The following is a 21,476-nucleotide window of genomic DNA, read 5'->3' on the forward strand; positions in this document are numbered from 1 at the left end:
CCCGGCGACCGGAGGACGAGCAGCATGACCTCGCCAAGCGAAGCATCGAGAAAGCCGGGCTTGATCGTGCGTACTCGCCTGCTGGAACGGCTCGAGCCGGGGCGCTGTCGGCGCATCCGCTTGCTACATGCGCCGGCCGGCTTCGGCAAGAGCGAGCTTGCCCGGCAGTTCGCTGAGCAGGCTCGGCAGCCGTTGCTTTGGTTGGATCTGCATAGTTCGCCGGGTGGGCTCGAGCAATTCTGCAGTCAGCTCGCCGGGGCGCTCGGTCTCGATGCCGAGGCTTCCTTCGGCCAGGTAGAGGAGGCCTTGCAACGGCACGTAAATGCATTCGTCGTGCTGGACGGCTACAGCAACGAGGCAACCACGGACAAATGGCTCGAACGCCTGTTCGAGGCATCCCCGCCAGGTCTTCAGTGGCTGGTTTGCGCACGCTGCCGACCCGCCTGGCGGATTGGTCGCTGGCTGCTGGCCGACGAACTGCTCATCCTGGATGGAGACGACCTGGCGTTTACCGTCGGCGAGACTGAAATGCTGCTGTCGAGGCTGAACATGGCCCGCAGCATTTCCGCCGAGGACCTGCAGCGGCAGAGCGAAGGTTGGATCGCCGGCATTCGCCTGCACCTGCTCTCGTTGCAGTCGGTGGGCCACCATGCGAGCGGCCTATTGCACCGGAACGCGCTGATACAGGACTACCTCGACAGCGAAGTGATGGAGTACCTGTCAGCGGAGATGCTCGACCTCTTGCGCGTCATCGCCCATGCGCCATTCGTCGACGGACCGCTCTGTACCTTCCTCGCCGACGATCCACTGGCTCTGAACCGGCTTCTGGAGCAACAAGTCTTCATGCACCGTCTGCCGGGCTCCGAAGACCGCTTTACGTTGTTTGCTCCGCTCAAGAGGATCCTTCAGGAGCGCTACCCGGACCAAGCTACTCCTTTGCTTGCCGCCAGCAGTTGGCTGCATCTTGCCGGCGCTCACGTCGAGGCCTTCCGATATGCGCTGGCCATTCCGGACACCTCGCGTGCGCTTGTGTCCATAGGGCGGACTGCCCCGCGCGAGCTGTATATCGGGCAGAACCTGAACTATCTGCTAGAAGGCATCGATCAGCTTGGCCCGGACTGGCTCAAACAACATCCGGAGGCTCTGGAGATCATCGCCAGGTCCCTGTTGATGGGGGGGCGGCTGGATGAGGCCGAGGCCACCATCGAACTGATTGCGGAGCGAGATAGCGACCTGCGCATGGCCCTGAGCGCCGAGCTGTCGCTGCATCAGGGGCAGGCTCAGAAGGCCCGTAGCCTGGGTTTCCAGGCCCTCGATGGGTTGGCGCGAAATGGCCTGTGGGCGCAGATGATCCTCTGCTTCTCATGCCTGACCCGTGCCAGCCTTGCCCTCGGTGACATCGCCACGGCCAGGCATCTGCAGCATCAGGGGATCGAGTTGTCGCGGCGCAAGGGCGAAGTGCTTTTCGAATGCCTGCTTATGCTCGACCAAGCGCAGATCGACGAACTCGCAGGCAATCTGCCCCAGGCCCTTCTGGTTCTTGACCAGATCGACTTGCTGCTGGCCCAGAACCCTAGCTCCGCTCTGCTAAAGGGATGCAAGTCGATCCGGCGCGGCTGGTTGTTGATCCTCACTGGCCAGGAGCACCAAGCACGCCAGACCTTGGAGGATGGGATGTTGCTGGTCCAGGCCTGCCGTAGCCCGGTGAGCGTCTACGGCCATGTCTTGTTGGCTCAACTCGATGCCAACAATGGCGATTTCGCCTCGGCTCAGCAGCGCCTGGTTAATGTGCAGCGCCAGATGCATGCGTGGAATGTCGCCGAAGTCATCTATCGCGGTGTTCTGAGCATGAGCACTGCCAGGGTCTGGCTGCGGAGCAACCATTCCAGCTCGGCAAGCCAGTTACTGTCTCGACTGCGTGAGCAGTATGAAGGCACGCAAGCCCTCACTCCTCCAAGTTCGTTTCCCGAACTGCACGCCCTGTTGGGCTTCCTTCAAGCTGAGGTTCTGTGCTCCAGAGGCTCATTAGGTGATGCAGGTCTTCTACTTGACGCAGTGCTGGAGTGGGCGGAGGGAAACACTTTCGAAGTTCTTGTCTGCCAGGCTCGATACGCCTTGGCGGAGGTCCGCCGCATGAAAGGTGACGTGCTCCAGTCGGAGCGACTTTTCGCCTCTGCAGCGGCGATGGCGGTGCATCAAGGGCAGCGCAATTTACTCACGGGCATTCAATCAGGAGTAGTCGAACCTACATCGGAGAACGATATTGCCGTCATCCCCCAGGGTATGCCGACACAAGAAACGGAATTGCTCAGCCAGCGTGAGTTGGTAGTGCTGGGCTTGATAGCGAAGGGCTATTCCAATAACGAGATCGCCTCAATCCTCTCGCTATCCCTGCATACCGTGAAAACCCACGCCAAGCACATCAACTCGAAGCTTAAAGCCAGCAATCGGACGATGGCGGCAGCTCGAGCCAAAGCCCTTGGCCTGCTCTTGTGACTTTTAAGGAAGCGAAATGCAAAGTACGAACAATCTCCCTTCACGCTACTTCGCTCCTGCCTATGGGCTGGGCAGTTTCGGTCCGGCCATATTTATTCTGACTCCCCAGGTGTTGCTGCTGTTCTTTATGACGGAAACCCTTGGTATCCCCGCCGGTATGGCTGGCGGAGGCTTGCTGATCCCGAAACTCTGGGAGTTGATCAGTGATCCACTGATCGGTCGTTGGTCAGATCGCCTGCAAACCCGCTGGGGGCGCCGTCGACCATTGATGGCTGTAGGTAGCGTGATGTTCCTGGCCACCTTTGCACTGATGTTTTCTCCTCCGAGTTTCAATGACTGGCGGTATTCGCTGGCCTGGGTGATTGCGTTCTATACGCTGACCTCCACCGCCTATTCACTATTCACGGTGCCTTATGCAACCTTGCTAGCCGAAGCTACTGAAGATCCGCATGCCAGAACCAGAGTTGCCGCCTGGCGCAGTGGTTTACTTGCCATTGGTTTCGTTCTCGCAGGAAGCCTGGCGCCTTGGCTTGTGGGGGCGGGGGGAGGGGGCGAGAAGGGCTATGCCCAGATGGGAATCCTCGTAGGGCTGATCGCTTTTGCTGGAATGGCTGGCGCGGTAGTTGGTACCGGCGGTATCCCTGCTCACAGACCTATCGCACATCCGCCAAGAAACATGCTGGCACCGTTCAGCAACAAGGCGTTCACTTGGTTGTGGTTGGGATTCATCGTGCAGATGGTCTCGGTGAGTATCTGCACAGCAATGTTGCCATTTTACGACAAGTATTGGCTGGGGAATAAGGAAAGCACCATCCCCAGCATCTTCGCAGGTATGGCTCTGCTCACGGTTGTTACTACTTGGTGCTGGACTTTACTGTCGAGGCGTATAGGTAAACACCGAGCCTTTATTGTGGCTACAGTGCTCTATGCAGCAGCAACCGCGTCTTTATGGCTCATTATGTACGGTAACGTCGGTTTAGCATTTGCAATCATCCTGTTCGGCATAGCCAATGCTGGCCAACAATTATTTTGCTTCGCGATTGTTCCTGACATTATCGCGCTGCAGCGAGCGAGGACGGGAATTGCCGAGGAAGGTGCTTTCACTGGACTTTGGATATGGGGAGAGAAAGTTGGTTTGGCTATCGGTGCCGGGCTCAGTGGTCTGGTTTTGCAACTAGTCGGGTTTCAGCAGGGCGCGGGTGTCCAGGTGTTGGAGCAGAGTGAGACCGCATTGTATGGGATTCTATTGATGGCCACTTTGCTACCGGCGCTGGTTTGCTTGCTCTCGATACCAGCTTTGCTATGTTCTGCCAAAGCTATGTCTGGGCTAGGTGGGCGTGATCATTTGTCAAACAAGGCGCAGCAGAGTCCTGGGCTTTCGTCTGGCTGATGTCATCGTTCACTTAGAGTGTCCCGGATTTTATATAGGGGGGTTAGGTAATCGTTATTTGGCGTTGTATGTGAGCTTGGCTGGGTGTCGTGTAGTGACTGTAGTTGGCTTTGGGTATTCTGGTGTTATTCTCGCTGAAGATTTTTTCTTGCTTGTGGCGGGTATGGTGTGCTGGTTGGGTTCATTCTTCGAGAAGTCTTCGGGAGTTATTTGATTTCGCTGCTTTTGGGTTGATGTTTGTGGTCGGATTTTATTAATGTTTTTGTCTTATATGACAAGGGAAAGTGTCAAAAGTGGAACTTCGACATCTTCGCTGCTTCCTGGCCGTTGCAGAGGAGTTGCACTTTGCTCGTGCGGCTGAGCGGTTGCATATCGAGCAGTCACCGTTATCGCGTGCGATCAAGGAGCTTGAGGAAGAGCTGGGCACGCAGCTCTTCCTGCGAACCACGCGGAGCACGAGGCTTACGCATGCCGGGAGACTGTTTCTGGAGCATGTGCCGCGCGTATTTACTGCTTTGCAACAGGCGCGCGACAGCGTGAAGGCCGTCGCGAATGGGTACTGCGGCCAACTGAGGGTGGCTCTCTCGGACGGGATCTCTCCCTTGCGCTTCTCTTCGTTTCTGGCGCTATGCCGGCAAGAGGAGCCGGAGGTCGAGATTCGCTTGTTTGAGGTGTCGCTGTCGCAGCAGATCAAGGGACTGCATGACGATCTTTATGACGTGGGGTTCGCCCAGTCGGACGAGGTCGGAGATGGCGTCGTTGCTATTTTGGCCTGGAGCGAGCCATTGGTGGCGGCGGTGCCTGAGCGCCATCCCATCCTGTCCCACAAACGCATTTCGTTGGAAGAACTGCTGCGTTATCCACTGGTGTTATGTGACCCACAGGCGTGTGAAGGCCATGCACGGCAGGTCGAGCGCTTCCTGCGCCAGACCGAAGCCGAGCCCCTGGTCGCGGAGCAGGTGGCCTCCTGCGACCTGATGATGGCGCTTGTCGCGGCTGGTTTCGCCTTGGGTCTGACCGGTGAGTCGTGCATCGCGGCTAGCCGCGAATCGGGTGTCGTGGGTCGCGCATTAAGGGGCTCTCCTCAACTTACGACCTATCTGCTGCGTTCGTCGCGTGAACCATCGGCAACGCTGGCTCGCTTCATCGAGCGGGTACAGACCATCGATTCTTCGGATGACGTCCAGATCGCTAGCCAGACCAATACCAGGGAGGAAATCGAGCCATGAAGAAAATTATGCCGTTTCTCTGTGTCCTGGCCCTTGCGGCCTGCGGTCAGCCTGAAACACCGACGACGTCGGCGTTGCCTACGATTGATGAGCTCGTGGTCGATCCCGCACGACTGAAAGAGCTGCGCCAGCAGTGCAAGCTGGAGCGCGCCCAGCTGGGTGACGAACTGTGCAACCGTGTGGCCGAGGCCACGCGCAAACGGTTCTATGGCGATGGGAAAGTGCCCTACACGCTGCCGAAAGAGCCGCCCAAGCTCTGATCGTGTGTGGGGCCTCCACACACCTTCCATGTTCTCGCCCTACACGCTGCCATGCGCTCGTGCTTGCGGTATTTTCCCTACATCTGCTCTCGCATGAATTGATGCGCTCCGGTTTAGTTTTATCCCGATAAAGGTCTTTGACCGGCACTGCCCCGGCACCGAATCTCGACTACGCAGCCAGCATTTTTGCTGTCTTCACTGGAGAGATTGGGAGCCGGGAAATGCAAGGGACGAACGTGCTGTTCGGGCAGATCGCCGCCGTATTTGGCATCGTGATCGCCGGCGTGTGGACCGCCACACAATGGACAGCCTCCGCCCTGGGTTATCAGGTACGCCTGGGCTCGCCCTGGTTCGACTGCTTCGGCACGCCGGTCTATCACCCCTGGCGGTTGTTCGACTGGTGGTTCTTCTTCGGTGCCTATGCGCCACAGGTCTTCGACATCGGGGGCGCCATTGCAGCCGCCAGTGGCATGGTCGCCGTGGCGGTCGCCATCGCCATGTCGATCAGGCGTTCGCGCCAGTCGCGCCTGGTCACGACCTATGGTTCGGCGCGCTGGGCCGAGGCCGCCGACATCCACAAGGCGGGCCTGGACCAGACAGCGGGGGTTTTCCTTGGCCTGCATGGCGACCAGTACCTGCGCCACGAAGGGCCTGAGCATGTTTTGGCCTTCGCACCGACACGCTCCGGCAAGGGCGTCGGCCTGGTTATCCCCACGCTGCTGAGCTGGCCGGCCTCGGCGGTCATCCACGACATCAAGGGCGAGAACTGGAACCTCACCGCCGGCTGGCGCTCGCGCTGCTCGCATTGCCTGCTGTTCAACCCCACCGACCCGCTGTCGGCTGCCTACAACCCGTTGCTGGAGGTTCGACGCGGCTCGCATGAAGTGCGCGATGTGCAGAACATCGCCGACATCCTGGTCGACCCTGAAGGTGCGCTGGAGCGCCGCAACCATTGGGAAAAGACCAGCCACGCGCTGCTAGTCGGCGCCATCCTGCACGTGCTCTTTGCGGGCGAAGACAAGACGCTGCGCGGCGTCGCCAACTTCCTGAGCGACCCGGCATGCCCATTCGAGGTGACGCTCCACCAGATGATGACGACGCGTCACCTGGGTGACGGGACGCATCCAGTGGTGGCGTCCGCCGCACGCGAAGTGCTCAACAAGTCGGAGAACGAGCGCTCGGGTGTGCTGAGCACCGCCATGTCGTTTCTCGGCCTGTACCGTGATCCCACGGTGGCCGAGGTCACCTCGCGGTGCGACTGGCGCATCGCCGACCTGATCGCCGCCGAGCATCCGGTGTCGCTGTACCTGGTGGTGCCGCCGTCCGATATCAGCCGCACCAAGCCGTTGATTCGGCTCATCTTGAACCAGATCGGGCGGCGGCTCACCGAATCGCTCGACGGTTCTGACGGCATCGAGCGCCGCCACAAGCTACTGCTGATGCTCGACGAGTTCCCTGCATTGGGCAGGCTCGACTTCTTCGAGACGGCGCTTGCCTTCATGGCCGGTTACGGTATCCGCAGCTTTCTCATTGCCCAATCGCTCAACCAGATAGACAAGGCCTACGGGCAGAACCATTCCATCCTCGACAACTGCCATGTGCGTGTGACCTTCGCCACCAACGACGAGCGCACGGCCAAACGCATTTCCGAGACGCTGGGCACCGCGACGGAGCTGCGCGCGCAACGCAACTACGCAGGCCACCGGCTCGCGCCATGGTTGGGGCACCTGATGGTTTCACGTCAGGAAACAGCGCGGCCGCTGCTGACGCCTGGAGAGGTGATGCAGCTGCCGCCGGACGAGGCCGTGGTGATGATCTCCAGCGTCGCGCCGATCAGGGCCAGGAAGCTGCGCTACTACACCGACGCCAACTTCAAGCATCGCGTGCTGCCGCCTCCCGTCCTCGTGGCCGGGCGCTACGCCGACGCACCGCCGGCGCGAGCGGACGACTGGAGCGGCCTGGCCATGCCGGCTGTGCCGGCACCCTTGGCTTCGGCCCTGGGCGATGAATTGGCCGCCACCGTCGAGGAGGGTGGTCCACGCCACCAGCCCGAACTGTCCGAGACCGTCGCCTACAGCCCGGAGCGGGCGCCAGCCTGCAGCGACCTGGCGCTGCTCGATGACGATGATCTGCAGCCCGTTCTCTCTCGCCAGCTCGATCCGGCCATGCAGCGGGTCGCCCGGCTTGCTTCCCTCGATCCTGACGACGGAATCCAGCTATGAGCCAGTACCGCCTCAACCTGTTCATTCAGCCCGAGCATGCCCGCCGACTGGACGAGCTGGCCGCCAAGAAGGGCGTGTCCAAGTCTTCCATCGTCGCTGCGGCGCTCGCATCGTGGCTGTCGCCGGATGCGGGCGACCAGCGCGAGGCGGTCATCGCCAAGCGGCTGGATCGCCTGTCGCGCCAGTTCGAGCGCCTGGAGCGCGACCAGGCCATCGAGATCGAGACGCTGGCACTATTCGTGCGCTACTTCCTGACCGTCAGCACGCCGGTGCCCGAGGCGCACCAGGAAGCGGCCAAGGCCCAGGGCAAGGCGCGCTTCGAGCAATTCGTGGAGCAGCTCGGACGCCACCTGCTGCGTGGGCGCAGCCTGGTACGCGACGTGGTTGAGGAGCTGTACCCGGACAGCCCGCACGCGGATGAGGCGGTGCTGGGCGAAGCGCGGGAGCGTGCCTCATGAGTGCCACGGTGACCTCGCTGGACCGGCGCATCTGCATGCTCCGCACGGCAATGGGGCCGGTGATCGCCGCCGCGCTCGAAGACCCGGACGTGGTCGAGATCATGCTCAACCCCGACCGCACGCTCTGGGTCGATCGCCTGTCGTCAGGGCGCGCACCGCTGGGCGCGGAACTGTCCGAGGAAGACGGCGAGCGCATCATCCGTCTGGTCGCTGCTCACGTCGGCGCGGAAGTGCATCGCGGCCAGCCGTTGCTGACCGCCGAACTACCGGAAACGGGTGAGCGTTTCGAGGGCATCCTGCCGCCGGCGGCGCCGGGGCCGGCCTTCGCGCTTCGCAAGCGCGCCGTGGGTGTCATCCCGCTGGAGAGCTACGTGACCGACGGGATGATGACTGCCGCGCAGGCCGAGTTCCTGCGCGGCGCGGTGCGCGAGCGACAGAACATCCTGATCGCCGGCGGCACCAGCACCGGCAAGACCACGCTGGCCAATGCCTTGCTCGCGGAGATCGCCGCCACCGGCGACCGCGTGCTGGTGCTCGAGGACACCATCGAGCTGCAATGCGCCGCGCGCGACCACGTGCCGCTGCGCACCCGCGCGGGTGTGGTGTCCATGCGCGAGCTGGTGCGCGCCACGATGCGCCTGCGTCCTGACCGCGTGGTGGTTGGTGAGGTGCGCGGCGGCGAGGCGTTGGATCTCATCAAGGTGTGGGGCACTGGCCATCCAGGCGGTATCGCCACCCTCCATGCCGGCTCCGCCCTGGGCGCGCTGCTGCGCCTGGAACAACTGGTGCTCGAAGTGGCGGTGAATCCGCCGCGTGCGCTGATCGCCGAGGCGGTCAACATGGTGGTCTTCATCGCCGGCCGCGGCCGCAAGCGCCGCATCGAGAGCATCGCCCGCGTAACCGGCTTCGACGAGGCGGGCTACCGCCTGGCGGAAGTGCCGGGAGAGCCGCTCGCCGATCAGCTCACGCCCTTTTTCCTGTCCCCGACCACGCCTGGAGAACTGCCATGACGCCGACACGCGCCCCTGCTTTCCGCTTTTCCGTAAATCCGGTTCCGGTCCTCGCACGCCTGCATCGCCTGGCCGCTCCCGTGCGGAGTGGCCTGCTGCTGGCCGCCGTCATGCTGATGACGGCCGGCACGGCGAGGGCCGCCGGCTCTTCGATGCCCTGGGAAGGTCCGCTCGAATCCATCCTCGAGTCGATCCAGGGGCCGGTCGCGCGCATCGTGGCGGTGATCATCATCATCGCCACGGGGCTCGCGCTGGCGTTCGGCGACACCTCGGGCGGCTTTCGCAAGCTGATCCAGATCGTGTTCGGCTTGAGCATCGCCTTCGCCGCGTCCTCGTTCTTCCTGTCCTTCTTCAGCTTCTCCGGCGGGGCCGTCGTATGAGCACGGGAAGCGACCTGCCGGGCTTCGAGGTACCGTTGCACCGCTCGCTGACTGAGCCGATTCTGCTCGGTGGTGCGCCGCGCACCGTGGCGATCGCTAACGGCACGCTGGCCGCCGCCGTCGGGCTGGGCCTGCAGCTTTGGCTGCCGGGCCTGGCGCTGTGGATGGTCGGCCATGCGCTCGCGGTATGGGGCGCGCGTGTCGACCCGCAGTTCATGCAGGTGTTCGCCCGGCACCTCAAGCACAAACCGCTGCTGGACGTGTGAGGGGAGGGGGCCACGATGCTGAACCTCACCGAGTACCGCCAGCGCCCGGCCTTGCTCGCCGACTGGCTACCGTGGGCCGGCCTGGTGGCGCCCGGCGTGGTGCTGAACAAGGACGGCTCGTTCCAGCGCACGGGGCGCTTTCGTGGGCCTGACCTGGACAGCGCCACGCAAGGGGAGCTGATGGCCACCACCGCGCGGCTGAACAACGCGCTGCGTCGGCTCGGCGCGGGCTGGGCGCTGTTCGTCGAGGCCGAGCGTAGGCCGGCGGCAGATTACCCGCACTCGGACTTCCCCGAACCGCTGTCGTGGTTGGTGGACGAGGAGCGGCGGGCTACGTTCGAGGAGTCCGGCGAGCACTTCGAGAGCGGTTACCACCTCACGCTGCAATACCTGCCGCCGGAGGAGTCGCATGCCCGCGCGGCCAGGTTGCTGTACGAGCACACGCCTACCGCCGGCGTGGACTGGCGCGAGCGCCTCACGGCCTTTATCGCGGAGATCGAACGCATCTTCGATCTGCTCATGGGCGTGATGCCGGAGCTCGACTGGCTCGATGACGACGAAACGCTGACCTACCTGCACGCGACCGTTTCGACGCGACGCTACCGCATCGACACGCCGGAAGTACCGTTCCACCTCGACACGCTGCTGGCTGATACTCCGCTGTTCGGCGGCCTGGCGCCGATGCTGGGCGACGCGCACCTGCGCGTGGCGACGGTACGTGGTTTCCCTACCTCGACCTGGCCGGGGATTCTGGATGACCTCAACCGGCTGGGCTTCGCCTATCGCTGGAGCACACGCTTCCTCTGCATGGACAAGGCCGAGGCGGAAAAGGAACTCGGCCGTCTGCGCCGCCAGTGGTTCGCCAAGCGCAAGAACATCCTGGCGCTGTTGCGCGAAACCCTCTTCCAGCAGGAGAGCCCGCTGGTCGACACCGACGCCAGCAACAAGGCGGCCGACGCGGATGCCGCTCTGCAGGAGCTGGGAAGCGACCAGGTCGCCTTCGGTTTTGTCACCGCCACCGTGGTGGTGCTCGATGCTGACGCTGCCTTGGCCGACGAGAAGCTGCGCAGGGTGGAGCGTGTCATCCAGGGCCGGGGCTTCGTGACCATCCCGGAAACTCTCAATTCGGTGGAGGCGTGGCTGTCGTCGGTGCCGGGCAATGCCTACGCCAACGTGCGCCAGCCCATCGTCTCGACGCTGAATCTTGCCCATCTGATACCAGTATCGGCGGTCTGGGCCGGGCCGGAGCGCAACGCTCATCTCGACGGCCCACCGTTGATCATCACCCGCACCGAGGGCGCGACGCCCTTCCGGCTTGTGACGCATATCGGCGATGTGGGGCACACGCTGGTCGTCGGCCCGACTGGCATGGGCAAGTCCGTCCTGCTCGCCACGCTGGCGATGCAGTTCCGCCGCTACCCCGGTTCGCGCATCTTCGCCTTCGACATGGGGCGTTCCATGCGGGCGACGGTGTTGGGCCTGGGCGGCGAGCACTATGACCTGGGCGCTGATGGCGCGATCGCCTTCCAGCCGCTCGCGCGCATCGACCAGGCGGGTTACCGCACCTGGGCGGCCGAATGGGTGGAGGGTCGCCTGGCACACGAGGGCGTGGCCATCGGCCCCGACGAGAAGGCGGCCATCTGGTCGGCGCTCGGCAGCCTCGCCGGCGCGCCGGTCGAACAGCGCACGCTCACCGGCCTGTCGGTGCTGCTGCAATCGAACGCGCTGCGCCAGGCGCTCGCGCCCTATGTGCTGGGCGGGGCGCACGGCAAGCTGCTCGATGCCGACCTCGATTATCTGGGCATGGCTGATGTGCAGTGCTTCGAGATGGAGGAGCTGATGCCCAGCAAGGCGGCGGTGCTGGCCGTGCTGGGCTACCTTTTCGCGCGTTTCGAGGAGCGTTTCGATGGCACGCCGACGCTGCTGATCCTCGACGAGTCCTGGCTGTTCCTCGACGACCCTGTGTTCGCCGCGCGCATTCGCCAGTGGCTGAAGACGCTGCGCAAGAAGAACGTCAGCGTGATCTTCGCCACGCAGTCGCTCGCCGACATCAAGGACTCGACCATCGCCCCGGCGATCATCGAGAGCTGCGCGAGCCGCATCTTCCTGCCCAACCCGCAGGCGACCGAGCCGCAGATTCGCTCGATCTACGAGGGTTTCGGCCTCAACGGCCGGCAGATCGAGATCGTCGCCACCGCGCAGCCCAAGCGCGATTACTACTACCAGTCCCGTGCGGGCAACCGCCTGTTCGACCTCGATCTGGGGCCGGTCGCGCTCGCGTTCGCCGGCGCCTCGATGCCCCTGGACCAGCGCGCCATCGACGACGTGCTGCGCGATGCCGGAGTGCCGGGTTTCGCCGGAGCCTGGTTGCGCCATCGCGGCCTCGATTGGGCGGCCGAGCTGCTGCCGTCCGCGCCATCCGCCGTCCCTTCTCTGGCCGCCCAAGCCCTGGAGGTTTCGCCATGAAAACCCGCGTGCTCGCCGTCGTGCTCTCGGTGTCGTTGCTGGCTGTTCAGCCCGTGTCGGCATTCACCGTCATCGACCCGACGAACCTCGTGCAGAACACCCTGACTGCTATCAGCGCGATGGAGCAGGTAAACAACCAGGTGCAGCAACTGCAGAACGAATCGCAGATGCTCATCAATCAGGCGCGCAACCTGGCGAGCCTGGACTTCAATGTCGTCAACCGGCTGCGCGCGTCGCTGGCGAGGAGCGAGCAACTTATCGCCGAGGCGCAGGGGCTGGCCTATAACGTGCAGAATCTCGACCGAGAGTTCGCGCGGCTGTACCCGGAGGAGTACGCCGCCACCGTCAGCGGCGACCAAATGTACCGGGACGCCCGCGAGCGCTGGAAGCACACGCTCGACGGCCTGCACACCTCGATGCGTCTGCAGGCGCAGGTGTCGCGGAACCTGAGTGAGGACGAAAGCGCGCTGGCCGACCTGGTGGGGCAGAGCCAATCGGCGACGGGTGCCCTGCAGGCCATGCAGGCGACCAACCAGTTGCTGGCCCTGCAGGCCAAGCAGTCCATCCAGGCGCAGCAGCTCCAGCTCACCCAAGATCGCGCCGCCTCGCTGGAGCTGGCGCGGCAGGCGGCGGCGACCGAGCGCGCCCGCGAGGTGCGGCGGCGCTTCCTGGGCGAGGGCACGCCGTACACGCCGCAGGCGGTCCGGTTCTACGGGAATTGAGGGTGGCCGCCATGCGTAGCGTTCTCGTGCTCTCGGTTGCCTTGCTGGCGGCTTGGGGTCGGTCGCCCTGCGAGTATCTGGCCGAAACGCTGGCCGCCAATCCCGCGCGGCTCGCGACGTTGCGTGCGGAGTGTTCGGCCGACTGGCAGGCGGTGGGCGAGGGTATCTGTAGGGCCGCCGCCGAAGCGTACCGGCGCCGCTTCTTCACCGGCCACTCCGGCCCGGGCGAGTACGTTGTTCTGGAGGCGTTACCGCCGGTTCCACCGACCTTCGATGAGCCCGGCGACGAGGTGGCCGAAAGCGCTGCGTGGCTGGTTGTCTTCAAGGAGGACGCACCATGAACGACGTTACGGTCATCGACCGTTTCCTCGATACCTTCTCGCGCTACATCGACTCGGGCTTCGGGCTGCTGCAAGGTGAAGTCGCCTACCTGACCGCCACGCTTATAGCGATCGACATGACGATTGCCGGGCTCTACTGGTCGCTCGGTCACGCCACCGGCCAGGGTGAGGACGTGATGGCGAAGTTGATCCGCAAGGTGCTCTACGTCGGTGCCTTTGCCTACATCATCGGCAACTTCAACTGGTTGGCCGGCATCGTCTTCCGCTCCTTCGCCGGGCTGGGCCTGACGGCGACCGGCGCGCTCAGCATGGAGACTTTCCTGCAACCGGGACGGCTGGCGAAAACCGGCATCGACGCCGGTGCGCCGATCCTGGAGCAGATCGGCGAACTGACCGGCTTCCCTGAGGTGTTCGTCAACCTCGACCCCATCGTCATCCTGTTCCTGGCCTACCTGGTGGTCATCGTCTGCTTCTTCGTGCTGGCGGTGCAACTGTTCATCACTCTGATCGAGTTCAAGCTGACCACGCTCGCGGGATTCGTGCTGGTGCCCTTCGCGCTGTGGAGCAAGACCGCGTTCCTCGCCGAGAAGGTGCTGGGCAACGTGGTGTCCTCCGGCGTCAAGGTGCTGGTGCTGGCGGTGATCGTCGGTATCGGCACGGGGCTGTTCGCCGAGTTCCAGGTGCATCCCGACGAACCCTCCATCGACCACGCGCTGGTGGTCATGCTGGCCTCGCTGGCGTTGCTCGCCCTGGGCATCTTCGGCCCGGGTATCGCTACCGGGCTGATTTCCGGTGGCCCGCAGCTCGGGGCGGGGGCGATGGCGGGCACCGCACTCGGCGCGGCGGGTACGGCCGTCGCCGTCGGTGCCGCTGCCACGGGTGTCGGTGCTGCGGTTGCGGCCGGGGCGCGTATGGCGCCGGCCGCCGCCAGGATGGCTGGCAGTGGCGTGCGTGCCGCCACCTCGACAGCTAGCAGTGCGCGTGCCGCATTCCAACTCGGATCTTCCGCTGCCGGTGGCGGCCTCAAGGGCACCGCGGCCGGCTTGGGCAACGTTGCCAAGGCCGGCACGCAGGCTGCGGGACAGAGGGTTGCCGCCGGTATGCGTTCACTCAAGTCACGCGCTGCCTCCACCTTCCAAGCCGAAGGGGCTGGTGCCTCTTCTGGCGGCGGCAGGAGCATTCAAGGCAATGCGACCCAGAGCGATTCCGTCGACGCTACTTCTAGTACAACGGCGCAGCCTGCCTGGGCCAGGCGCTTGCAGAGGCGTCAGCAGATCAGCCATGCAGCCACCACCGTTGCGCACACGTTGCGTGGTGGAGACGGCGGTGGATCGGGCAGTGGCCCGAGCTTGCGGGATTCGGACTCATAAGGAGGGCGAGCCATGCGCTTCAAACGACCGTGGGTGCGTTACGCCGAGACGCCACAATCCGAGACCCCGTACCAGGCTGCCGCCCAGGCATGGGACGAGCGCATCGGCTCGGCCCGCGTGCAGGCGAAGAACTGGCGCCTGATGGCCTTCGGCTGCCTGGTGCTCGCGCTGCTTATGGCGGGCTGCCTGGTCTGGCGCTCGGCGCAGTCCATCGTCACACCCTACGTGGTGGAGGTGGACAAGACCGGTCAGGTACGTGCGGTCGGCGAGGCCGCCACACCCTACCGGCCGGCCGATGCACAGGTCGCCTACCACCTGGCGCGCTTCGTCACGCTGGTGCGCTCGCTGTCCATCGACCCGATCGTGGTGCGGCAGAACTGGCTCGACGCCTACGACTACACCACTGACCGTGGTGCGGCCGTACTCAACGACTACGCGCGCAGCAACGATCCGTTCGCCCGCGTGGGCAAGGAGTCGGTGACGGTGCAGGTCAGCAGCGTCGTGCGGGCCAGCGACGCCTCCTTTAACGTGCGCTGGACGGAGCGGCGCTTCGTCAATGGCGCGCCCGCTGGCACCGAGCTCTGGAACGCGGTGATCTCCACCGTCCTGCAAACCCCGCGCACCGAGCAGCGACTGCGCAAGAACCCCTTGGGTATCTACGTCAACGGGTTGTCGTGGAGCCGCGAGCTCGATGCGTCCGAAGGAGCTAAGCCATGAACCTGTCCTTGCGTAAGTCCGCGTTCCCCCTGGTCCTGCTGGCCTTGGCCGGCTGCTCCAGCCCGGGCAAGCCGCCGCCGCGCATCTCGCTCGACGAGCCGGTGCGGGCGCAGCCGCTGCCGGAGCCGCCGAAGCCGGTGGAAGTGGTGGCGGTGCCGAAGGTGCTACCGATGCCAGGGCAGATGAAGCCATTGCCGGACGAGGCCAGTCCTGCCCCGGAGCCGGCCGACGAGAAGGTGAGGGTGTCGCGTGCGAACCAGGAGGCGAGGGTGGCGCCTACCCGCGAGGGCTACGTCAATGCGATCCAGGTCTGGCCCTACAGCGACGGTGCGCTGTACCAAGTCTATGCCGCGCCGGGGCGGGTGACGGTGATCACGCTGCAGGCCGGCGAAGAGCTGGTGACTGTGGCTGCTGGCGACACGGTGCGCTGGATCGTCGGCGACACCTCCAGCGGCGCCGGCGATGCGCTACGTGTCAACGTGTTGGTCAAACCGATTCGCTCGGGTTTGAAGACCAACCTGGTCATCACCACCAGCCGGCGTACCTACCTGATCGAGCTGACCTCGACCGAGAAAGCCTGGATGGCCTCGGTGTCCTGGGACTACCCGAAGGACCGGATGCTGGCCTTGCAGCGCCAGGCGCAGGCCGCGCAGGCGAGCGCGCCGGTCGATACCGGCCTCTCGCTGGAGAAGATCCGCTTTCGCTACGCGATCAGCGGCAGCAATCCTCCATGGCAGCCGCTACGCGCCTTCGACGATAGCGAGAAGGTCTATATCCAGTTTCCCGCCGGCATCGCCCAGGGCGAGCTGCCACCGCTGTTCGTGATCGGCGCGCAGGGTGATGGGCAACTGGTCAACTACCGTTTCCGCTCGCCGTATTACATCGTGGACCGACTGTTCGGCGCGGCCGAGCTGCGCTTGGGCGGTGAGAAGGGCGACGTGGTGCGTATCGAGCGCACGGACGGCGTGGCCCAGGGGAAATGAGCATGAACCAGGACGACACCTCCGATCCTGTCGCGCTGCGGGCGGACAAGGTTCCGCCCGAGTCGGTCGCGCTGCGTGCCCAGCCGCGCCCGGTCACGCGGTTGAACCGGCGCACCTTGGCCGTGCTTGCTGGTGGACTCTCCGCCGCAGTGCTGGGAGCTACCATCTGGTCCCTGCAACCGCCGAAGCCTCGGAGTGGAAACGGTCCGGCCGAGTTGTACAACGTCGACCGGGTTTCGCGCTCCGAAGGGCTCGATCGGCTGCCCTCGGACTACTCCAAGCTGCCAGCACCGCCGCAACCACCCGAGCTGGGGCCACCCCTGCCGGGCGACCTTGGCCCGGCCATCGTGCAGTCGCAACGACCTGCGGCACCCAGCTACACGACCCCTGGCCGCGATCCCGCCGAGGCTGAGCGGCTGGCGCGGTTGAAGGAGGCGGAGGAAGCGGTCGCCTCGTCGGTGTTTTTCCGCACGGGCGGCCAGCGCCCAGCCATGGCTGCACCTGCACAACCTGTCGCAGATGGAACAACACTGGTGGGCTTCGATTCGCTGGTCGCCAGCCCCGCCTCGACGGCGGCGCAACCCCTCGATCCGACAGCCGTGCAGAACCGGCAGGAGCAGAAAGAGGCATTCCTTCAAGCCGGCACTACGGAAACCCGCAGTTCCGGGAACCTCCAGTTACCGGCGTCGCCTTACCAGGTCATGGCCGGTACGGTGATCGCCGGCGCCCTGGTGACGGGCATCAAGTCGGATCTTCCGGGTGACGTGATTGGTACGGTGACGGAACCAGTCTACGACACGGCGACCGGCAAGCACCTGCTGATCCCGCAGGGCTCACGCATCCTCGGCCGCTACAACAGCCAGGTCAGCTACGGGCAGAGCCGCGTGCAGGTGGTGTGGAATCGAATCATCCTGCCGGACACATCCTCGCTGACGCTGGACAACCTCGTGGGCACCGATCCGGCCGGTTATGCAGGTCTGGAGGACGGCGTGGATTGGCACTGGGATCGCGTCTTCGCAGGCGCGGCGCTGACGACACTGCTGGGCGTTGGTGCTGAGCTGGCCGCGCCCGAGAGCCGTCAGGGTGGCGATCGCATCATCATCGCTAGCCGTGACGGCCTGCAGGACAGCGTGAATCAGGTCGGGCAGGAGATGACTCGACGCAACATGAACATCCAGCCCATGTTGACCGAGCGGCCTGGCCTGCCGGTGCGCATCATTGTCAACCGGGATCTGGTGCTTCGGCCTTACCAACCACTGTTCTTCAATCGGGGGACTTAGCAATGAGTACGACTCGAAAGCTGCGGCTGGGGCCGCTGCCCAAGACTGAGAGCATCAGGTTGGCCTTTGCCTGTCCGGCCAGCTTGAAAGCCGATCTCGACCGCTACGCCACGCTGCACGCGCAAGCATATGGCGAGGCCGTCGATGCCACTGTTTTGATTCCGCACATGTTGGAGGCCTTTATGGCAGGGGATCGAACGTTTCGGCGGACTAGCAAATTTCCGGTCGCAAAGCCCAACGCCAGCGACGACTGACAGCTATCTGCCGCACCTCCGCTGACTGCCCCCCCTGCGCCTGACTCGGTGATCTGTGTCCTCCCGTGCAATCTCTGCGCCCGCCTTTTATCGGAGGCAGGCGCGATTTGCCCATTTCCAATCGCCTTCACAGACATCTGAAAGTGTGTGAGAATAAATATAGTCCGTTTTTTGTTTTAAAAAATTCCTTATAAATCAGTAGGTTGAAAATTTTATGGGCGAATTGACTGGTTTGAAGGCTGATTTAGCCCAGATTGTGAGGCTGGCGTTGGCTGAACAGACGGAGGATGTTCGTCTGTACGCTGCGAGGCTGGTCAGAAAGTATCGGAGCACTGAGCCGGAACTGGCTGAGCAGGTGGATTTATTTCTTCGCGCCAAGCCGCATCGGGCGGGAAAGCCATTGCGCAAGGCGGCCGCGCCGTCGCTCGTCGAGCAGGTGCTGCCGATGGATGATGAGTCGCGTTTGTCGCTGCTTAAGGTTTTCAAGGACTCTCCGGATCGGGACGCGCCACTGCTGTCTGCCAGTCTGGAGGAGTCCCTTGGTCAGCTAATTCAGGAGCGCAAGCAGGTAGCGCGTCTTACCGCACTGGGCCTGACACCGACACGCTCTGCCATCTTCGTTGGTCAGCCAGGTGTTGGGAAAACACTGACAGCGCGTTGGTTGGCAGCTCAACTTGGCGTGCCGTTGTACGTACTCGACCTGACTGCTGTGATGAGTAGCTTGCTGGGGCGTAGTGGCACCAATCTGCGCGCGGCGCTAGATTTTGCCAAACGCGTCCCCTGTGTCTTATTGCTGGATGAGATCGACGCGATCGCCAAACGCCGCAGCGATGATACTGACGTCGGCGAACTCAAGCGGCTGGTGACCGTGATACTGCAGGAGGTTGATGAGTGGCCTGCGACGGGGATGTTACTGGCAGCAACCAATCATCCTGAACTGATCGATCCGGCGCTTTGGCGTCGATTCGACCTCGTGGTCGAATTCAAGGTGCCAGAAGCAGCAGCGGTCAAAGAGGCGATCAAGCGGTTCTTGGGGCCGGACTTCGCGCTGTTTGGGCGTTGGATCGAGATTCTGGCCTTCGCGTTTCGTGGCCAATCCTTCAGTGACATCGAGCGCGAGATACAGCGTTTTCGGCGTGCCGTGGCGTTGGGGACGACGCCGGATGCAGATTTGATCGAAGAGTTCATAAAGGCGCGCGCCCTGTCGCTTGATCGTCAGGGGCGCATCGATATGGCGGTGCTGCTGGCTAAGCAGACGCGTTTATCCCAGCACAGCATCTCGGATATCACCGGCGTGAGCCGAGACACCATTCGGAAGTACACAAGCGACGGACTGACCGTCGCGCCCAAAAAACGGGGGGCGTGAGGCATGAACCAGACCAATTTCCTGATCGGACGTGGCGAGTTGCTGACCCACGAAATCAAGGGGCCGAAGCGCGGCATGGATAAGGCCGAGGTCTACACGTTGCAGCAGGCGAGGATCCGACTGACACCGCAGTTCGTCGACGTTGCAGCAAGCCTCGACAGTTTGCCCAACAACGCCTGTCCGGGGGATTTGGGAGTGGCACGCCTCGCACTTAATCCTAGTTACATCGCGCGGTCCTTCTTTCCGGCGGCCATGCTGCGTAGCGTAGGTCTTGAATCTGTCGGTAGTAGGGCGGTCAAACTGACGCCGGAGAGCTGGTCGAAGAAGGGGGCGCCGCGGGAGTCGACCACCACAGAGCTATTCGTGGTGGGCAGGCGCCAGGCCTTTCGGCAGTTGAAGGACTGGGCAGGGCAACTGGAGGAGGGATCTAACGAAGCGAAGGATCTGTCGCATATTGAGCGGATTTCCGCATTCGAGCCGAATGACCGTATTGTTTCGCTCGGCGAGGAAAAGGATCGCTTCTTCGAGGTTGGCATCCATCTGCTTCCTGGCGACAACGATCAGTTTGTGCAGCGAGCATTTGCCAAGTACGCGACCGATGTCGGCGTGAAAATCCATGCCGACTTGGCGTTTAGCGCTGGCAATCTGTGGTTCCTCCCGGTTGAGGGAGCGCATGACAATGTTGTGCGTCTGGCTGAGTTCTCATTTGTGCGGGTGATTCGTTCCATGCCGAAGTTGCGTGGCATGCGTCCCGTACAGCGCTCGGCGGGTGTAACAGTGTCATGCAGTCTGCCGACGGAACAGCCGCTATCGTCCGAACCTAAGGTGGCTATCCTCGATGGCGGCTTGCCTGAGCAGCACGGTATCGCTCCATGGTTGCATACCTACCGAGTTCTCGATGAAACGGCGGCCGACGATCCGGGCGGCCTGGAGCACGGACTTGGCGTGACTTCAGCATTCCTGTTTGGCCCAATTGCTCCTAACAGCGTCGCTGCACGCCCTTACTCTTACGTCGACCACCTGCGTGTACTGGATCGTGAGACTGACTCGGAGGACCCATTGGAGCTGTATCGCACACTGGGGCTAGTCGAGGAAGTGCTGCTGTCGCGGCAGTATCAGTTCATCAATTTGAGCCTTGGGCCGGACCTCCCAATCGATGACACGGACGTGCATGCCTGGACTTCCGTGATCGACGACCTTCTCAGCGATGGCGAGACGTTGATGACCGTGGCTGTTGGCAACAATGGTCAAATGGATCGGTCGGTAGGAAATGCCCGTGTGCAGGTGCCTTCCGACTGCGTTAATGCGCTATCCGTCGGCGCTGCCGACAACACGAACGCGTCATGGTCGCGTGCCGCCTACAGTGCCATCGGGCCGGGGCGCAGCCCCGGCGTGGTAAAGCCGGACCTCATGGCCTTCGGTGGGGATGCCGCCAGCTCCCAGTATTTCCATGTGCTGGCACCTGGTGCGAAGCCGACACTGGTGCCGCAGTTGGGCACCAGCTTTGCGTCACCGTATCTATTGCGCAATGCCGTTGGTGTTCGAGCGATCCTCGGAGCAGATTTGACTCCGCTGGCTATCAAGGCCTTGCTTGTTCATGCCGCGGATTCATCCACGCACGACAAGCTCGAAGTCGGTTGGGGCAAGGTGCCGGAAGACTTGATGGATGTCATTACGTGCCCAACCGGCGTGGCGCGAGTGGTCTACCAGGGCGAGCTAAAGCCGGGGAAATATCTGCGCGCGTCACTCCCTCTGCCTGCCGGTGGTTTGCAAGGCAACATCCGCTTGAAGGCGACCTTCTGCTATGCGTCTCCGACAGATCCGCAGGATGCTGTTGCTTACACGCGGGCCGGTTTGGAAATCGTGTTCCGGCCCAGCGATAAGAAGATCAAGGAAGGCAAGAGCAACGCGGACACGAAGGGCTTCTTCGATATGAAGAAGTACGCTACGGAAGAGGAGCGTCGTTCCGACATGGGCAAGTGGGAGACGGTCCTACACGGTAACAAGTCCATGCGTGGCACTAGCCTGGATAACCCCGTGTTCGATATCCACTACAACGCACGCGAGGCTGGTGCGCCGACGACGAGTGCAGAAAAGATTCGCTACGCGCTAATTATCACGGTCGAGGCGCCCAAGCACGCGGATCTGTACAACGAAATTCTGCGCGCTTACGCCAAGATGTTGGTGCCCATTCAGCCCAAGGTCACATTGCCAATCCGTGTGTAGCGGAAAAAGGCGGACACGTATCGCTACAATGCCTTGCCGG

At 63.2% G+C, this 21,476-nt stretch carries 19 protein-coding genes; all 19 read left to right on the top strand.

What is annotated here, in order from left to right:
- Positions 1–24: 24 nt before the first annotated feature.
- Entirely contained in the window at positions 25–2,496 is a 2,472-nt protein-coding gene (locus IB255_RS10685; RefSeq protein ID WP_192210284.1) for a LuxR C-terminal-related transcriptional regulator, read from the top strand.
- 16 nt (positions 2,497–2,512) lie between these two features.
- Positions 2,513–3,886 carry an MFS transporter gene (locus IB255_RS10690; protein WP_192210286.1) on the top strand — a complete coding sequence of 458 codons (1,374 nt, stop codon included), beginning with the start codon at positions 2,513–2,515 and terminating at the stop codon, positions 3,884–3,886.
- A 293-nt stretch (positions 3,887–4,179) separates the two neighbouring features.
- Positions 4,180–5,115, top strand: a complete 936-nt coding sequence (locus IB255_RS10695; RefSeq protein WP_023087067.1) for a LysR family transcriptional regulator — start codon at positions 4,180–4,182, stop codon at positions 5,113–5,115.
- On the top strand, positions 5,112–5,375 hold the full coding sequence (locus IB255_RS10700) for an EexN family lipoprotein (protein WP_023087068.1): 264 nt from the start codon (positions 5,112–5,114) through the stop codon (positions 5,373–5,375). Before IB255_RS10695 ends, IB255_RS10700 begins: the two co-directional genes overlap by 4 nt.
- A 221-nt stretch (positions 5,376–5,596) precedes the next feature.
- Positions 5,597–7,597, top strand: coding sequence for a conjugal transfer protein TraG (locus tag IB255_RS10705; protein WP_065984934.1), 2,001 nt, complete (start codon positions 5,597–5,599; stop codon positions 7,595–7,597).
- Positions 7,594–8,055, top strand: coding sequence for a ribbon-helix-helix protein, CopG family (locus IB255_RS10710; protein ID WP_023087070.1), 462 nt, complete (start codon positions 7,594–7,596; stop codon positions 8,053–8,055). The genes IB255_RS10705 and IB255_RS10710 overlap by 4 nt, the downstream gene beginning before the upstream one ends.
- Positions 8,052–9,065 carry a P-type conjugative transfer ATPase TrbB gene (gene trbB, locus IB255_RS10715; protein WP_192210288.1) on the top strand — a complete coding sequence of 338 codons (1,014 nt, stop codon included), beginning with the start codon at positions 8,052–8,054 and terminating at the stop codon, positions 9,063–9,065. The genes IB255_RS10710 and trbB overlap by 4 nt, the downstream gene beginning before the upstream one ends.
- Entirely contained in the window at positions 9,062–9,445 is a 384-nt protein-coding gene (locus tag IB255_RS10720) for a TrbC/VirB2 family protein (protein WP_023087072.1), read from the top strand. The genes trbB and IB255_RS10720 overlap by 4 nt, the downstream gene beginning before the upstream one ends.
- A complete protein-coding gene (locus IB255_RS10725) occupies positions 9,442–9,711 on the top strand; it encodes a VirB3 family type IV secretion system protein (RefSeq protein ID WP_023087073.1) in 270 nt (89 codons plus the stop codon). Before IB255_RS10720 ends, IB255_RS10725 begins: the two co-directional genes overlap by 4 nt.
- Positions 9,712–9,726: 15 nt before the next feature.
- Positions 9,727–12,177, top strand: a complete 2,451-nt coding sequence (trbE, locus tag IB255_RS10730) for a conjugal transfer protein TrbE (RefSeq protein WP_192210290.1) — start codon at positions 9,727–9,729, stop codon at positions 12,175–12,177.
- The gene (gene trbJ / locus IB255_RS10735) at positions 12,174–12,899 is read left to right on the top strand and encodes a P-type conjugative transfer protein TrbJ (RefSeq protein ID WP_023087075.1); all 726 of its coding nucleotides are present in this window, start codon (positions 12,174–12,176) and stop codon (positions 12,897–12,899) included. Before trbE ends, trbJ begins: the two co-directional genes overlap by 4 nt.
- Before the next feature lie 11 nt (positions 12,900–12,910).
- Positions 12,911–13,240, top strand: a complete 330-nt coding sequence (locus IB255_RS10740) for a hypothetical protein (RefSeq protein WP_192210292.1) — start codon at positions 12,911–12,913, stop codon at positions 13,238–13,240.
- Positions 13,237–14,610, top strand: coding sequence for a P-type conjugative transfer protein TrbL (gene trbL / locus IB255_RS10745; RefSeq protein WP_192210294.1), 1,374 nt, complete (start codon positions 13,237–13,239; stop codon positions 14,608–14,610). The genes IB255_RS10740 and trbL overlap by 4 nt, the downstream gene beginning before the upstream one ends.
- Positions 14,611–14,622: 12 nt before the next feature.
- Complete coding sequence (gene trbF, locus IB255_RS10750; RefSeq protein WP_192210296.1) at positions 14,623–15,327, top strand: conjugal transfer protein TrbF; 705 nt, start codon at positions 14,623–14,625, stop codon at positions 15,325–15,327.
- A complete protein-coding gene (gene trbG, locus IB255_RS10755) occupies positions 15,324–16,310 on the top strand; it encodes a P-type conjugative transfer protein TrbG (protein ID WP_192210298.1) in 987 nt (328 codons plus the stop codon). The genes trbF and trbG overlap by 4 nt, the downstream gene beginning before the upstream one ends.
- Positions 16,311–16,312: 2 nt before the next feature.
- Positions 16,313–17,590: a TrbI/VirB10 family protein gene (locus IB255_RS10760; RefSeq protein ID WP_192210300.1), complete on the top strand. Its 1,278-nt coding sequence runs from the start codon at positions 16,313–16,315 to the stop codon at positions 17,588–17,590.
- Positions 17,591–17,592: 2 nt separating this feature from the next.
- Positions 17,593–17,844, top strand: a complete 252-nt coding sequence (locus IB255_RS10765) for a DUF2274 domain-containing protein (protein WP_192210302.1) — start codon at positions 17,593–17,595, stop codon at positions 17,842–17,844.
- Positions 17,845–18,058: 214 nt separating this feature from the next.
- On the top strand, positions 18,059–19,210 hold the full coding sequence (locus IB255_RS10770) for an AAA family ATPase (RefSeq protein ID WP_192210304.1): 1,152 nt from the start codon (positions 18,059–18,061) through the stop codon (positions 19,208–19,210).
- Positions 19,211–19,213: 3 nt separating this feature from the next.
- Positions 19,214–21,436, top strand: coding sequence for a S8 family peptidase (locus tag IB255_RS10775; protein ID WP_192210306.1), 2,223 nt, complete (start codon positions 19,214–19,216; stop codon positions 21,434–21,436).
- Positions 21,437–21,476 lie beyond the last annotated feature (40 nt).

Source organism: Pseudomonas sp. PDM22, assembly GCF_014851965.1.
Taxonomy (GTDB): Bacteria; Pseudomonadota; Gammaproteobacteria; order Pseudomonadales; family Pseudomonadaceae; genus Pseudomonas.